This window comes from Halomonas sp. 1513, assembly GCA_001971685.1.
In the GTDB taxonomy this organism is placed as follows: Bacteria; Pseudomonadota; Gammaproteobacteria; order Pseudomonadales; family Halomonadaceae; genus Franzmannia.
In genome coordinates this window covers 600,125-614,188 of sequence record CP019326.1, presented here as the reverse complement: position 1 = coordinate 614,188, position 14,064 = coordinate 600,125, and the positions used below count along the sequence as shown (strand labels likewise).

The 14,064-nt window shown below is 67.1% G+C and carries 14 protein-coding genes; 6 read left to right on the top strand and 8 right to left on the bottom strand.

Annotated features, from left to right (window positions below):
- The first annotated feature begins 117 nt into the window (after positions 1–117).
- The 3 genes from BWR19_02810 (at position 118) to BWR19_02800 (ending at position 2,522) form a co-directional block, all read left to right on the top strand.
- The gene (locus BWR19_02810) at positions 118–315 is read left to right on the top strand and encodes a hypothetical protein (GenBank protein APX91962.1); all 198 of its coding nucleotides are present in this window, start codon (positions 118–120) and stop codon (positions 313–315) included.
- A gap of 115 nt (positions 316–430) precedes the next feature.
- Positions 431–1,024, top strand: coding sequence for a hypothetical protein (locus tag BWR19_02805; GenBank protein ID APX91961.1), 594 nt, complete (start codon positions 431–433; stop codon positions 1,022–1,024).
- A 142-nt stretch (positions 1,025–1,166) separates the two neighbouring features.
- Complete coding sequence (locus tag BWR19_02800; protein ID APX91960.1) at positions 1,167–2,522, top strand: exodeoxyribonuclease VII large subunit; 1,356 nt, start codon at positions 1,167–1,169, stop codon at positions 2,520–2,522.
- Here BWR19_02800 and BWR19_02795 read toward each other — a convergent pair whose 3' ends face one another.
- The 6 genes from BWR19_02795 to BWR19_02770 form a co-directional block, all read right to left on the bottom strand.
- Positions 2,523–3,905: a two-component system response regulator GlrR gene (locus BWR19_02795; GenBank protein ID APX91959.1), complete on the bottom strand. Its 1,383-nt coding sequence runs from the start codon at positions 3,903–3,905 to the stop codon at positions 2,523–2,525.
- 34 nt (positions 3,906–3,939) lie between these two features.
- The gene (locus BWR19_02790) at positions 3,940–4,476 is read right to left on the bottom strand and encodes a hypothetical protein (protein APX91958.1); all 537 of its coding nucleotides are present in this window, start codon (positions 4,474–4,476) and stop codon (positions 3,940–3,942) included.
- Between the two features lie 3 nt (positions 4,477–4,479).
- Complete coding sequence (locus BWR19_02785) at positions 4,480–5,988, bottom strand: two-component sensor histidine kinase (GenBank protein APX91957.1); 1,509 nt, start codon at positions 5,986–5,988, stop codon at positions 4,480–4,482.
- Between the two features lie 708 nt (positions 5,989–6,696).
- Complete coding sequence (locus BWR19_02780) at positions 6,697–8,010, bottom strand: amino-acid N-acetyltransferase (protein ID APX91956.1); 1,314 nt, start codon at positions 8,008–8,010, stop codon at positions 6,697–6,699.
- A gap of 144 nt (positions 8,011–8,154) precedes the next feature.
- Positions 8,155–9,423, bottom strand: a complete 1,269-nt coding sequence (locus tag BWR19_02775; GenBank protein ID APX91955.1) for a phosphate permease — start codon at positions 9,421–9,423, stop codon at positions 8,155–8,157.
- Positions 9,424–9,487: 64 nt separating this feature from the next.
- Positions 9,488–10,168: a TIGR00153 family protein gene (locus BWR19_02770; protein APX91954.1), complete on the bottom strand. Its 681-nt coding sequence runs from the start codon at positions 10,166–10,168 to the stop codon at positions 9,488–9,490.
- 112 nt (positions 10,169–10,280) lie between these two features.
- Between BWR19_02770 and BWR19_02765 the strand changes: the two genes are divergently transcribed.
- On the top strand, positions 10,281–11,141 hold the full coding sequence (locus BWR19_02765) for a hypothetical protein (GenBank protein APX91953.1): 861 nt from the start codon (positions 10,281–10,283) through the stop codon (positions 11,139–11,141).
- A gap of 17 nt (positions 11,142–11,158) precedes the next feature.
- Entirely contained in the window at positions 11,159–12,055 is an 897-nt protein-coding gene (locus BWR19_02760; GenBank protein APX91952.1) for an ion transporter, read from the top strand.
- Positions 12,056–12,073: 18 nt separating this feature from the next.
- Here the strand turns inward: BWR19_02760 and BWR19_02755 are convergent, their stop codons facing one another.
- Entirely contained in the window at positions 12,074–12,697 is a 624-nt protein-coding gene (locus tag BWR19_02755) for a threonylcarbamoyl-AMP synthase (protein APX91951.1), read from the bottom strand.
- A gap of 57 nt (positions 12,698–12,754) precedes the next feature.
- Positions 12,755–13,654 (bottom strand): phosphatase, encoded by a 900-nt coding sequence (locus BWR19_02750; protein ID APX91950.1) that lies wholly within the window; start codon positions 13,652–13,654, stop codon positions 12,755–12,757.
- An 88-nt stretch (positions 13,655–13,742) separates the two neighbouring features.
- Here BWR19_02750 and BWR19_02745 point away from each other — a divergent pair, with 88 nt between their 5' ends.
- Positions 13,743–14,042 (top strand): hypothetical protein, encoded by a 300-nt coding sequence (locus BWR19_02745; GenBank protein ID APX91949.1) that lies wholly within the window; start codon positions 13,743–13,745, stop codon positions 14,040–14,042.
- Positions 14,043–14,064: the final 22 nt, after the last annotated feature.

The following is a 14,064-nucleotide window of genomic DNA, read 5'->3' as shown; positions in this document are numbered from 1 at the left end:
TCGGCTCGGGGTGGGGCAATGAAGGTGTCGGCGTGCAGCGTTTTCACTTGCGTGTATCAAGGCGTGAACTAGAGTAAAGGAGCGTTACCACACCCACTCAAGGACAGGAGTGACGAGATGAACTGGGACCAGGTTGAAGGTCAGTGGAAGGAAGTGAAAGGCAAGGCCCGCAGCAGCTGGGGTGAAATTACCGACGACGAGCTCGATCAGATCGGCGGCAAGAAGGACCAGCTGGTCGGCAAGATACAGAAGAAGTATGGCCTGGAGCGCGAGGAAGCGGAACGCCAGGCCGACGAATGGGCCAAAGGGCTCTAAGTCAACGGCTCCGAGTCAGGGATTCTGACCGAGCTATCGAGATCGCGCGTCGAGAGCCGGTCCATCACTGCAAGGCAAGATCCGAAGTCTAAGGAAAGATCTAAGGAGATTGAACATGCAAAAGCACACACTCACCATCGCAGTCGCAACCATAGCCGCTAGCCTCGCTTTCGGCTCGCAGGCGATGGCTCAGGACGACACCACGGCCGCCCAAGGCCTTTACTCCGCGAATGACATCATCGGCGCCGATGTCTATCACGCCAGCGATCCCGACGAGGAAGTCGGCAACGTCGAAAACCTGCTGCTGGACGATGAAGGCAGGGTGACCGCCGTTATCGTCAGCGCCGGCGGCTTCTGGGGCATCGGCGGTGACGACGTGGTGGTCGGCGTCGAGCATTTCAGCATGGAAACGCATCGTGACGGCGACAGCGTGTCGCACCGCATCCTGGTCGATGCCAGCGAGGACGAGCTGCAGAACTTCCCCGAATATGAGGAGCAGTGGTTCTCCAGCGAGCGCGACCGTCGCGCTCAGGAGCACGGCGACCGCGAAAGCGTCTGGCAGACCACCGGCACCGGCACAGTGGGCGACGGCGACGGCATGATGGACGAAGACCGCGACCGCAATGGTGATCGTGACCGCGATGACCGTGACCGCGATGACGACGATGCCGAGTACACCGATGAGGATATCGAGGACGATTTTGAATGATCGCCTCGGGTAGCTAGCTACCCCTCTCTTAACGTAAACGCATGACATGGATGGCGCCGGGCCGCTTGGGCTCGGCGCCTTTTCTTGTCGGCTATGCGGCCATGCTAAAGTGATGCCACTGCTTCATCAGGACCGTGCCAGCATGCCGCCATCTGAACCCCCTACCCTTTCCGTCAGCGACCTCAACCGCCGCGCCCGCCTGCTGCTGGAGGGCGACTTCGGCGACTGCTGGGTGGAGGGCGAGCTGTCCGGGGTCTCGCGGCCCGCCTCGGGCCACGTCTACTTCACCCTCAAGGATGAGCGCGCCCAGCTGCGCTGCGCGCTGTTCCGCAACCGCTCGAGGTTCGTCGCCGCGCCGCTCAACAACGGCGACCGGGTCAAGCTGCGCGGCAAGGTGTCGCTGTTCGAACCGCGCGGCGACTTTCAGATGATCGTCGACGCCGTGCAGGCGGCCGGCGCCGGCGACCTGCTCGCCGCCCTGGAGCGTCTCAAGCATCAGCTCGCCGCCGAGGGCGTGTTCGCCAACGCCCGCGCCCTGCCCTTCCCGCCGCGCCGGCTGCTGGTGATGACCTCGCCCAGCGGCGCGGCGATCCGCGACGTGCTGGCGGTCCTCCGGGCACGCTGGCCGCTGGTGGAGGTCGATATCGTGCCGGTGCCGGTGCAGGGCCGCGAAGCGGCGCCGGCGATGATCCGCGCCCTGGCGCTGCTCAACCGCCAGAGCCAGCCCGGCGGGCGCTTCGATCCGACGCGCGATGCGCTGCTGATCACCCGCGGCGGCGGCAGCCTCGAGGACCTGTGGGCCTTCAACGACGAGCACCTGGCGCGGGCGATCTTCCACTCGCGACTGCCGGTGATGTCGGCGGTGGGCCACGAGGTCGACAGCGGCCTCAGCGACTTCGCCGCCGACGCCCGAGCCCCTACCCCCTCCGCCGCCGCCGAGATGCTGGTACCCGACCAGGCCGACCTGCGCCGGCGGCTGAGCCTCGCCGGCCGGCGGCTGGCACAGGCCCAGCAGGTGCGCCTGCAGCGCGAGGCTCAGCGCCTCGACCATCTGCGTGCGCGGCTGCGCCACCCCGGCGAGCGGCTGGCCCAGCAGCGCCAGCACCTGGCCCAGCTGGAGACGCGCCTGCAGCGCGCCATGCGTGCGCGCCTCGACCACGGCCGCCAGCGCCAGCAGCACCTGCAGGCGCGGCTCAACGGCATCGACCCGGCCGGCCTGCTGCGCCAGGCCGAGCTGCGCAAGCGCCAGGCCAGCGAGCGGCTGTTCGCCGTCATGCCGCGCCAGCTGGAGCGCCAGCGCAGCCGCCTCGAGGCCCTGGCCCGCGAGCTGCAGGCGGTCAGCCCGCTGGCGGTGCTGGGCCGCGGCTATGCCATCGTGGAGGACGAACAGGGGCAGGTGGTGCGGCGCGCCGCCGACGCCCAACCCGGCCAGGCGCTCACCACCCGGCTCGGCGAGGGGCGCCTTGCGGTCGAGGTCACGCGGCGCCTGGAGGAGTAGCTAGCCGTTGCTGACCAGCTCGGCGGCGCCCGGCTTGAAGCTGCTGGGCTCTAGCTCGTGGCGATTGAGCAGCTTGTAGAAATCGGTGCGGTTGCGCCCGGCGATGCGCGCCGCCTGGGTGACGTTGCCTTCGGTGATCTTGAGCACCTTGATCAGGTAGCTGCGCTCGAAGCTGGCGCGCGCCTCATTGAACGACGGCAGCGCGTTCTCCTCGGCGGCCAGCGCCTGGGAGACCAGCGCCTCGGGAATCATCGGCGAGCTGGTCAGCGCCACGCACTGCTCCACCACGTTGACCAACTGGCGCACGTTGCCGGGCCAGGCACACGAGGCCAGCAGGTTGAGCGCCTCCGGCGAGAAGCCCTTGACGAACGGCTTGTGGCGCTCGGCGGCCTGGGCCACCAGGTGCTTGGCCAGCAGCGGCACGTCCTCGGCGCGCTCCTTGAGCGCCGGCAGCTTGAGGTTGACCACGTTGAGGCGGTAGTAGAGATCCTCGCGGAAGTCGCCCTCGCGCATGGCGCGGTCGAGGTCGCGGTGAGTCGCCGAGATGATGCGCACGTCGATGGGCACCGAGGTGGTGGAGCCCAGCGGGCGGATATGGCGCTCCTGGATGGCGCGCAGCAGCTTGACCTGCAGGGTCAGCGGCATGTCGCCGATCTCGTCGAGGAACAGGGTGCCGCCGTCGGCGGCCTGGAACAGCCCCTGGTGCTGGTTCACTGCGCCGGTGAAGGCGCCCTTGGCGTGGCCGAACAGCTCGCTCTCGAGCAGCTGCTCGGGCAGCGCGCCGCAGTTGATGGCGACGAACGGCTTGTCGGCCCGGGTGCTGGCGTGGTGGATGGCGTTGGCCATCAGCTCCTTGCCCGACCCCGAGGGGCCGGTGACCAGCACGCTGACGTCGGCGCCGGCGACCATCCGCGCCTGCTCGAGGATGCGCTCCATCTGCGGGCTGCGGGTGATGATCGCCGCGCGCCAGGCGTTGTCGCCGTCGACCGCCGGCCCCGGGGTCTGCGACAGCGCTTCGTCGATGGCGGTGAACAGCTCGTCGCGGTCCACCGGCTTGGTCAGGAAGCTGAATACCCCCTGGCGGGTGGCGCTCACCGCATCGGGGATCGAGCCGTGGGCGGTGAGGATGATCACCGGCAGGCCCGGCGCCTGACGCTGGATCTCATGAAACAGCGCCAGACCGTCCATTTCGTCCATGCGCAGGTCGGAGAGCACCAGGTCGGGTCGCGACTCGCCCAGCCGGTCGAGGGCCTGGCGGCCGCTTTCGGCGGTGGTGACGCGGAAACCACGGCTCTCCAGGCGCATGCCCAGCAGCTTCAGCAGGCTCGCATCGTCATCCACCAGCAGGATATGGGCGCCTTGCGGTCGGGCTGCTTGTTTCACGATTCACTCCCTCGTCTCGTCGGTATTGCGGGTCTCAGGGCGAGTACTGGCGCAGGTTGATGCTCTGCTCGATATCGGTCAGTGCATCGAGCTTCTCGGCCAGCGACTCGTTCTGCTCAACCAGGCTGCGGCGCTCGCTTTCGCTGCGCTCGAGCCGGTTGGCCAGTGAGCGTCGCCCCTCCAGTTCGTTGAGCCAGTAGCGCAGCAGCGGCTGCAGGTCGCTGGGCGCGGCATGCAGATCCTCGTCCAGCAGCTCGGCGGCCTGGCTCCATTGGCGTTCGCTGCCCCAGGCCAGCACCACCGCGCGCTGCAGGTGCTGCTCGGGGGTGCTGCCTTCCAGCTGCTCGAGATGCTCATCCCGCCACTCGCGGTCGGCGCGCTGCGAGGCCAGGCCGTAGGCCACCCAGGCGTCTACCAGGCAGGTGCTCTCGACCAGGGTCGGGATCGGCTCATCGCACTGGGTGGGCAGCTCCGGCTCAGGCTCCACCTCGCTCTGCTGCATGGCAGGAAACGCTTCACATCCCACCAGCAGCATCGCCGTGGCGAGTGACAGCAGTGTTCGATAGTTCATGGTTCAGTCGTTCCTTACATGATGGCTCGCCATCTCTTTGGGCAGCATCAAAGGTGCCTTGTGTGTCTCCTGCCCGCCGCTGACGGTGTCTGCCCAAGGCAGGACCAGGCGAAAACAGACCGGCAGCTGGCTATCTTCGACCAGCATCAGCTCGCCGTGCTGGGCGCGGGCGCAGTCGGCAGCCACCGACAGGCCGATGCCAGAGCCCTTGAGCGGGCCCTTGCGCCGGGCGCGGCCTTGGTAGAAGGCCTCGAACAGCCGTGGACGGTCCTCCTCGGCGATCGGCTCGCCGCTATTGGCCACCTCGACGAACAGCCGCTCGCCGCGGGTCCAGGCACGGATCGCCAGCTCACCGCCGTCTTCTCCATAGGCAATGGCATTAGACAGTAGATTGTCGAGAATGCGCCCGGTGGCAACGCGATCAGCCTGCCAGTCGAGGGGCTTGTCGAACCACTCGACGCGCATCTCCTTGTGTTCGAGGGCCAGCTGATGCTTGGCCAGCAGCTCCTTGACCACGGTGGCGAGATCGAAACGCACCACGCTGGCGCCCTTGTCGTGCTGCAACAAATTATAGTCGAGCAACTGCTCGATCAGGGTCTGCAGCTCCTTGCCGCTGCTGTCGATCAGCTCGAGAATCTCTTTCTGGCGCGAGGTGATCTCACCGGCCACGCCGTCGCTGAGCAGCGCAGTGCCCTCGCGCACGCTGGCCAGCGGCGTCTTGAGCTCGTGGGACATGTGGCGCAGGAACTGCTGCTTCTGGGCTTCCAGCTCGTTGAGACGCGATGACAGCCAATCCAGGCGGTCGCCGAGGCTGACCAGCTCCGCCGGCCCCTGGATGGTCTTGGCCGGCGCTGCCGTGCCGCTGTTGCCGAGCCCCAGGATGCGCCGCTCGAGCTGCCGAATCGGTCGGATGATCAGCCAGGTGAAGAGCAGCATCAGCACTAGGCTTGCCGAGACCAGCGCCGCGGTCTGCAGCCACAGCTGAGTCTGCACGCTGCTGGCCTGCTCGCGGATGGTGTCGATCCGGCTGTCGATGTGGCGATTGGTGGCGCGGCGCACCGCCTCGGTATTGGCGGCGAAAGGCACGAAGGCGAACAGCTCCTCGCGGAACTCCTCGATGGGCAGGTCGGGCATGCTGCGCAGCAGCGACAGCTGGTCGAGCAGCGCCAGCATATGCGGGTCGTCGGGCAGCAGGCGGCGATGCTGGTCGAGCAGCTCGCCGAACTCGTCGACGCGCTCGAGATAGATCTCCATCAGCCCCTCCTGCTCGATCACCGCGTACTGGCGCGCGCTGCGCTCCATCTCCAGCGCCAGGCTGGAGAGCTCGCGGGCTCGGCGAGTTTCCTCCACCGCCTGGCGAGCGCTGACGTCGGCCAGGCGGGTGAGTTCGGAGAGCGCCTGCCCGGCCTGAAACATCAGCACGCCGAGCGGCAGCATCACTACGATGAAGGCTAGCAGCACCAGCTGCAGCAGCGAGCGGGGGCGCCAGCGGCGCGAGACCTGAGTGGTCATGACCAGAGTTCTATGTAAAAGGAAAAGAGGCGGCGTCATGGCTGTTCCACACAGGATAACAGAATTGTCTGTTGGTACCGTCGAGCAAAAAAAGAGGGCCGGCAGAGCCGGCCCAAGTACGCAGGGAACTGAAGGGGTAGAGATTGAGGTACATGCACTGCGAGTGGCATGCCACTCGGCTTCATCTCTAACGCGCCGCTCGTTGCGGCGTGATCCTGAATTCGATCCCCCGAAGGGGATGAGGCATCCATGCCGGGGCATCCTTGCCCTTACGGTGCCACTCCTTGCCTAATTGGCGGCACCCGTCTCATCGCAACCTTAGTCACACATCGCGTGGAGCAGACGCTGACCGGTCCAGTCGAGCAAGTGGCACAGGGTGGTGATCCTTGCCCTGCTGATCCGGCCTGGGAAGCGGATCGAGCCGTATTGATCCGTTTCCCTTGCTCGCCCTATACATTGCGATGACCGTGCCAATAGTCGCAATGTTCTTTTAAAATCAAATAGTTAAATTCATGCAAAATGTGCCAACCCGCGCCGGGGCGGGAAAAAGCGTCGAATCGAGGGAAAATACCGGCATTTATGTCGCCATCCGGCAACAGCAATATGCGGAAGAGAAAGTACTCTAATAAAATCAGCATCTTAAACAGTTGCTGTCTGGCGACACCCCAAGCCGACCTGCCGCACTTTTGCGACAGGCCGGCCCGCCGGCTAGACCAACTGCTTGAGCAGGATCTTGGACTTGCGCGCGTGATTGTAGGCGTCGCGCTTGAGGTTCGGCAGCTCGCTGAGCTCGGCCAGGTGGAAGCCGTGCTCGAAGAACCAGTGGGTGGTGTGGGTGGTCAGGGCGAACAGCGAGGTCAGCCCCTGGCGCCGGGCGCGGCGCTCGGTCTCGGCCAGCAGCAGCCCGCCCCGCGCGCCGCGCCGATAGTCGTCGTGCACCGCCACGCAGGCCAGCTCGGCCATCTCTGCCTCGGGGAAGGCGTGCAGCGCCGCACAGCCGATGATCATGCCGTCGCGCTCGATCACCAGGTAGTCGTCGATCTCGTGCTCGAGGCGCTCGCGGGAGCGGGCCACCAGCATCCCGCGCCGCTCGAGGGGCTCGAGCAGCTCGAGCAGGCCGGCGATATCGCCCAGCTGGGCGGCGCGCAGCTGCTCATAGCGGTGCTGGGTGATCATGGTGCCGACGCCGTCGCGGGTGAACAACTCGCCGAGCAAGGCGTCGTGATCGTGCCACGACAGCAGATGGGTGCGTGCCACGCCGAAACGCGCCGCACCGCAGGCCGCCGCCAGGTGACGATCCAGCTCGCTGCCCGGCGGCGAACGGTGGCGCAGCGGCTCCGCTTCGCCGGGGGTCAGCTGGCGCTGCAGGGCACCGCTCTCGTCGTGCAGGCCATCGGCCTCGCCAAGCAGGATCAGCTTGTCGGCCTTGAGCGCCACCGCGGCCTGCTGGGCGACCTCCGAGGCATCCAGGTCGAAGACCTCGCCGGTGCTCGAGAAGCCCAGCGGCGGCAGCAGCACCAGCGCGCCCTGCTCGAGCAGTGCCTGGACCGCCGAGGCGCGCACCCGGCGCACCTCGCCGCTGTGGTCGTAGTCGACCCCCTCGCGCACCCCCAGCGGCTTGGCCATCACCAGATTGCCGGACACCGCGGTCAGCTCGACGCCGTGCAGCGGGGTGTTGGGCAGCCCAAGCGAAAGGCGCGCCTCCAGCCACAGCCGCTGCTCGGCGGCGACCCGCTCGACGCAGGCCATGATCGCAGCGTCGGCGATCCAGCGGCCGTCGTGGCGGGTGGGGGTAACGCCCGCGGCTTCGAGGGCGGCATTCACCTGGGGCCGAATGCCGAACACCACCACCAGCCGCACCCCCAGGGTGTGCAGCAGCGCCAGGTCCTGGATCAGCTGTTCGCCTCGCCCCTGCGCCATGGCCTCGCCTTCGATCAGGATCACGAAGGTTCGCCCGCGGTGCGCATTGATATACGGCGAGGAATTGCGGAACCAGTCGACGAAGGGAAAGCGAGTGTTCAAGGGCCGCGCTCCGGCAGCAGAGGAATGGAAAGGGTTACGGCTCGATGATAGCAGAGCCGCCAAACGCGCGGCACCACCGCCCACCAGGTATGCCAGAGACGCAGCGGCCCGCAGCGAGTGCGGGCCGTCAGCTTACGCTTGGCGCTAGCCAAAGATCCCCTTGAACATGAAGAAGAACATGATCGCCAGGCCGGCGCCGGCCGGCAGGGTGATCAACCACGACATCACGATGGTGCCGATCACGCGCAGGTTGAGCGCCGCGATGCCGCGTGCCAGGCCCACGCCCAGCACGGCGCCCACCAGGGTATGGGTGGTGGAGATCGGCAAGCCGGTGCCCGAGGCCAGCACCACGGTGGTAGCCGCCGCCAGGGTCGCGGCGAACCCGCGGCTGGGGGTCAGTTCGGTGATACCGGTGCCCACGGTGGCGATTACCTTGTGGCCGTAGGTGACCAGCCCGAAGACGATGCCGCCGCCGCCCAGGATCAGCACCCACCAGGGCACCAGGGCGGCGCTGTCGATGACGCCGTCGCTCTGTACCACGCTGATCACCGCGGCCAGCGGGCCGACCGCGTTGGCGACGTCGTTGGAGCCGTGGGCAAACGCCATGGCACAGGCGGTGAAGATCATCAGCACGCCGAACACCCGCTCCACGCCGGCATAGCCGAAGTGGTCGTCGGCGGGCAGGGGCAACGCACTGACGCGCCGCTCGAGCAGCACACCGAGTCCTGCGACGATCAAGCCGAACAGCGTCGAAAACAGCAGACTCTGGCCGAAGCTGAGGTCGAGCCCAACGTGGGTCAGGCCCTTGGTCAGGGTCACCATGGCGACCACGAAGCCGACCAGGAAGGCGTACATCGGCACGTAGCGACGCGCCGCGGCGAAAGGATCCTTGGCCTCGAAGATCAGGTACTGCACGGTCTTGAACAGCATGAAGGCGATGCTGCCGGCCAGCAGCGGCGACACCACCCAGCTCGAGGCGATGGTGCCCACCTGCCCCCAGGCCACCGCCTCCACCCCCAGCCCCACGGCGCCGAAACCGACGATGGCGCCGACGATGGAGTGGGTGGTCGACACCGGCCAGCCGCGCGCCGAGGCGATCATCAACCAGATCGCCGCGGCCAGCAGCGCCGAGAGCATGCCGTAGACCAGCAGCTCGGGGTTACCGTCGAGCAGGTCGGGATCGATCATCCCGCCGCGAATGGTGGAAGTGACCTCGCCGCCGGCCAGCCAGGCGCCGAGAAATTCGAAGATCACGGCGATGATGATCGCCTGCTTGATGGTGATCGCCTTGGAGCCCACCGAGGTGCCCATGGCATTGGCGACATCGTTGGCGCCCACGCCCCAGGCCATGAAGAAACCGAAGGCACACGCCAGAATGATGAAGATTTCACCGTGTTGCGCGATGATCAACATAGGGTCGGGTCCTATGTGGGTGTCGGGTCAGGACGAGGCAACCGCCGAGGCGGCGTGATGGGCCTCAGCGGGCGGTGAGAATCTGCAGGCGGCTGCCGACGCGCTCGGCGCGGTCGGAAAGCTCGCCGATCCAGTCGATGATCTTGTAGAGGAAGATCACGTCCACCGGCGGCAGCTCGCTCTCCAGCGCGAACAGCTGACGGCGGATCGCCACCTGCTGGTCGTCGGTCTGGTGCTCGAGTTCGTGCAGGTCACGAATCAGGTTCTGCATCACCTCGTTGACGTTGCGCCCGAAGCCCGACTCGAGCAGCTCCTTGAGCTCCTCCAGGGCCTTGCGGGCCTGGGCCACCGAGGCCACCGCGGTGACCAGGTAGTCGCGCATCGGCTGGGCCAGCGGCTCCGGCATGCGCATGCAGCGCCCGAGCATGATGCCGGTGATGTCGCGGGCCTTGTTGGCGATCTTGTCCTGTACGCTGATCAGATCGAGCAGGTCGGAGCGCGATACCGGCAGGAACATGGTGTTTGGCAGGTTGAGCCGCAGCTCGGTCTTGAGCTCGTCGGCCTGGTGCTCGAGGTCGGTGATCGCCTCGCGGTGGCGGGCGGCGGCGTCCCAGTCGCCGGCCAGCGCCGCATCGTAGAACGGCAGCAGCTGGTCGGCACACTCATTGACCTTGACGATATGCGCCAGCAGCGGCTGGAATGGCGAACGGCCAAACATCGCCGAAAACGGATTAGTGGTTACCATAGAGCGGTTTGCGCAGTTGGGAATGGCGGCGACAGTATAGAGACTGCCACCCTTAGCGTCATGAAAATTTCATCTTACTGCCATCTCACCCGTGCCAAGGGGGCCTTCGTTGATGAGCCAGGAAATCGAGCTCAAGCTCGCCGTCGAGGGTGACGGCATCGCCGCACTGCCGGGCCTGCCACTGCTGGCCGACGGCGCCGAGCCCCCCATCCACCTGATCAATACCTACTTCGACACCCCCGATGGCGCCCTGGAGCGTGCCCGGGTGGCGCTGCGCATCCGCCAGGTCGGCGGGCGCTGCCTGCAGACGCTCAAGACCAGCGGCGCCGGCAGCGGCGGGCTCTCCCTGCGCGGCGAGTGGGAGTGGCCGATCGACGGCCCGGCGCTGGACCTGGACGGACTCGCCGACCTGCCGCCGATGCGCGACCTGGATCGCGCCACCCTCGACAGCCTGGCAGCGGCCTTTCGCACCGACTTCCAGCGCCGCACCTGGCAGTTGGAGCACCACGGCAGCCGTATCGAGCTGGCCGTGGACGAGGGCGAGATCGTCGCCAACGGGCGGCGTGCCGAGATCTGCGAACTGGAACTCGAGCTCAAGGCCGGCGAGGTGGATACGCTGTGGCAGCTGGCCGAGACCCTGGCCGAGCGGGTCGCACTGCGCCCGGCCCAGGCCAGCAAGGCGGCCCGCGGCGCGGCGCTGGGTGCCGGCCAGTGGGCGCTGCCCGAAGAGGACGGGGAGCCGCGGGCCAGTTTCGACCTCGCCATGGCGGCGCTCGATGCCTATCACGACAGTGGCCGCTCGATGTTCCACGAGGCCGCCCAGGCGGCGCTGGCCAGACTTGCGGTCAACGCCGTTGATCGCGACACTCAAGCGCTGGCCCGGCGTACCGCCGCAGGCCTCGACGCGCGCGGTCGGCTCGACCTCACCGGCGGCCGGGCGGCACTCGCCCTGGCCCGGCGACTCGCCGACTGACGGATCAGGAGGATCCCATGGACCCTGCCCTCAAGCCTGGCGGCGAAGGCCTTCGCACCCGCCTGTTTCAGATCATCTTCGAGTCGGACACGCCGCTGGCCAAGGGCTTCGATATCGCCTTGATCGTCGCCATCCTGGCCAGCGTGCTGATCATCATGCTCGATACCGTTGAGTCATACAGCGCAGCATATGGCGAATGGTTCTACTGGCTGGAGTGGGGCTTTACCATCGCCTTCACCGTCGAACTCCTGATACGCATCTATATTCTCGAAAAACCGTTGCGCTACTTGCGCAGTTTCTATGGCGTGATCGACATCGTGGCGATCCTGCCGACCTGGCTGATGCTGCTGATCCCTGGCGCCCAGACCCTGGTGATCTTGCGCCTGCTGCGCGTACTGCGCATTTTCCGCGTGCTGCGGCTGATGCAGTTCGTCGGTGAAGCGCAGCTGCTGCTGGATGCCCTCAAGCGCAGCACGCGTCCGATCTTCCTGTTCCTGTTCAGCATCTTCATGCTGGTCACCATCTTCGCCTCGGTGATGTATGTGATCGAGTCCGCCGAGGCAGGCTTTACCAGCATCCCTACCGCCATCTACTGGGCCATCGTCAGCCTGACCACGGTGGGCTACGGCGATATCGTGCCGGCCACGCCGCTGGGCCAGGCAATCACGGTCATGCTCATGCTCACCGGCTATTCGATCATCGCAGTACCCACCGGGGTATTCTCCGCCCAGGTGATTCGCTCGATCCGCGCCGACCGCTACTCCGACGAGGCCTGCCCGGGCTGCGGCCACGACCGCCACGAGCTGCGCGCCCGCTACTGCCTGCGCTGCGGCACCTGGCTCGACGAGGAGACCCCCGACCCCAACGCCGAGCAGCAAGACAGCGACGACGCCCCCTCCAGCGATAGGGCGTGAGGGCGCACGGGGGCTTGCTCAGACCTGGAAGGGTGCCGGGTCGCCGCGCCCTTCGCGCACGATCACCGGCGGCAGGTCGCGCAGGTCGACTACCGTGGTCGGCTCCAGGTGGCAGGCGCCGCCATCGATGATCAGGTCGAGGTGGGCGCCGAAGCGCTCGCGAATCTCCTCGGGATCGGTCATCGGCAGCTCCTCGCCGACCGGGATCAGCGTCACGCTCATCAGCGGCTCACCCAGCGCCTTGAGCAGCGCGAGGGTGATGCGGTGGTCCGGCACGCGTACGCCGATCGAGCGACGCTTGGGGTGCAGCAGTAGCCGCGGCACCTCCGAGGTGGCATTGAGGATGAAGGTATAGGGTCCCGGGGTATGCGTCTTGAGCAGGCGGAACACGGCGTTGTCGACCTTGGCATAGGTGCCAATCTCGGACAGGTCCGAGCACACCAGGGTGAAGTTGTGCTTGTCGTCCAGCGAGCGCAGCCACTTGATCTTCTCGATCGCCTTCTTGTCACCCAGGTGGCAGCCCAGCGCGTAGCCGGAGTCGGTGGGGTAGGCCACCACCCCGCCCTGGCGAATGATCGTCAGGGCCTGGTCGATCAGGCGCTTCTGGGGGTTGTCGGGATGCAGCTGGAAGAACTGGGTCATGGCATGACTCCTTGTCGCGTTTGTTTCAGCGTAATCGGCCGGCGGGAGAAAGGCGATCTAGGCGGCGGCGAAGGCGGCCAGCGCCGGATGCATCCACACAGGCCTCACCGCGCTGCGCGGCGCAGGGCTCATGCTGCCCGGCGCCAGCGCGCCACCGGGAAAGTGAAAATCGCTGCCCAGCGAGGCGTATAGCCCGCGCTCGTCGAGCTGGCGGGCCAGATCGCGGGTGGCGTCGGCATTCTGGTAGCCGCTGATCAGCTCGGCGGCCTCGCCGCCGGCAGCGGTGAAGTCGTCGAGCAGCAGGCCTCGCTTGCGCCGGGTAGTGCCGTAGCGCAGCGGATGGGCCAGCACGGCCACGCCGCCGGCATCGCGGATCCACTCCACCGCGGTGGGGATGAACGGCCAGTGGGCCTTTACATCGCCGGGCTTGCCGCTGCCCAGATGCTTCTTGAAGGCGGTCTTGATGTCCGGCGTAAGGCCGGCGGCCACCAGCGCCCGGGCAAAGTCGGGGCGTCCCAGCGGTCGCGGGCTGCCGGCCTGCTCGCGGGCGCGGGCCAGGGCATCGGCGAGCCCCAGCTTCTCGAGGCGCCGGGCGATCTCTTCGGCGCGCGCCTCGCGGGCCTCGGCCTGGGCAACGAGCCCGGCCTCGAGACTGCCGCGTACGCCCTGGGGCAGCAGCGCCACCACGTGGATGTTCATGCCGCGCCACTGGGTCGAGAGCTCGGCGGCGGGCAGCACGCGCAGGCCCAGCGCCTGGGCGGCTTGCTGGGCTTCGGCGACGCCGGCCACGGTGTCGTGGTCGGTCAGGGCCAGGCGCGTCAGGCCGCGGGCTTGGCACAGCGCCACCAGCTCGGCGGGGGGCAGCGCGCCGTCCGAGGCGGTGGAGTGCATATGCAGATCGATGCCGCCGACGCCCTCGAGGGCAGCCGGTAGTGGAGCGAGTTGAGTCATTGGCATGACGCCGACAGGCGTCTTTGTCAGAATAGGCGTTCCATGGTGCGCGCCGCGCGCCAGAGGGTCAATCACTACTCAAGGAAGCCCTGAGATGCTCTATGCGATCATCAGTGAAGACGTGAAGAACAGCCTCGAGCGGCGCATGGCGGCTCGTCCCGACCATCTCGCCCGCCTCGAGAAGCTGCGCGACGAGGGCCGCCTGATCCTCGCCGGGCCGCATCCGGCGGTGGACAGCGACAACCCCGGCGATGCCGGTTTCAGCGGCAGCCTGGTGGTGGCCGAGTTCGACGACCTGAGCGCCGCCCAGTCCTGGGCCGACGCCGACCCCTACGTGATCGCCGGGGTCTACGCCAAGGTCACGGTCAAGCCGTTCAAGAAAGTCCTGCCTTAACGACGACACGCCAGGCAACAAG

Excerpts from the sequence above, each read along its gene's own strand:
- BWR19_02785 (APX91957.1), bottom strand. The coding sequence starts at position 5,988 with ATGACCACTCAGGTCTCGCGCCGCTGGCGCCCCCGCTCGCTGCTGCAG.
- BWR19_02790 (APX91958.1), bottom strand. The coding sequence starts at position 4,476 with ATGAACTATCGAACACTGCTGTCACTCGCCACGGCGATGCTGCTGGTG.
- BWR19_02760 (APX91952.1), top strand. The coding sequence starts at position 11,159 with ATGGACCCTGCCCTCAAGCCTGGCGGCGAAGGCCTTCGCACCCGCCTG.
- BWR19_02755 (APX91951.1), bottom strand. The coding sequence starts at position 12,697 with ATGACCCAGTTCTTCCAGCTGCATCCCGACAACCCCCAGAAGCGCCTG.
- BWR19_02745 (APX91949.1), top strand. The coding sequence starts at position 13,743 with ATGCTCTATGCGATCATCAGTGAAGACGTGAAGAACAGCCTCGAGCGG.
- BWR19_02800 (APX91960.1), top strand. The coding sequence starts at position 1,167 with ATGCCGCCATCTGAACCCCCTACCCTTTCCGTCAGCGACCTCAACCGC.
- BWR19_02750 (APX91950.1), bottom strand. The coding sequence starts at position 13,654 with ATGCCAATGACTCAACTCGCTCCACTACCGGCTGCCCTCGAGGGCGTC.
- BWR19_02810 (APX91962.1), top strand. The coding sequence starts at position 118 with ATGAACTGGGACCAGGTTGAAGGTCAGTGGAAGGAAGTGAAAGGCAAG.
- BWR19_02765 (APX91953.1), top strand. The coding sequence starts at position 10,281 with ATGAGCCAGGAAATCGAGCTCAAGCTCGCCGTCGAGGGTGACGGCATC.
- BWR19_02770 (APX91954.1), bottom strand. The coding sequence starts at position 10,168 with ATGGTAACCACTAATCCGTTTTCGGCGATGTTTGGCCGTTCGCCATTC.
- BWR19_02775 (APX91955.1), bottom strand. The coding sequence starts at position 9,423 with ATGTTGATCATCGCGCAACACGGTGAAATCTTCATCATTCTGGCGTGT.
- BWR19_02805 (APX91961.1), top strand. The coding sequence starts at position 431 with ATGCAAAAGCACACACTCACCATCGCAGTCGCAACCATAGCCGCTAGC.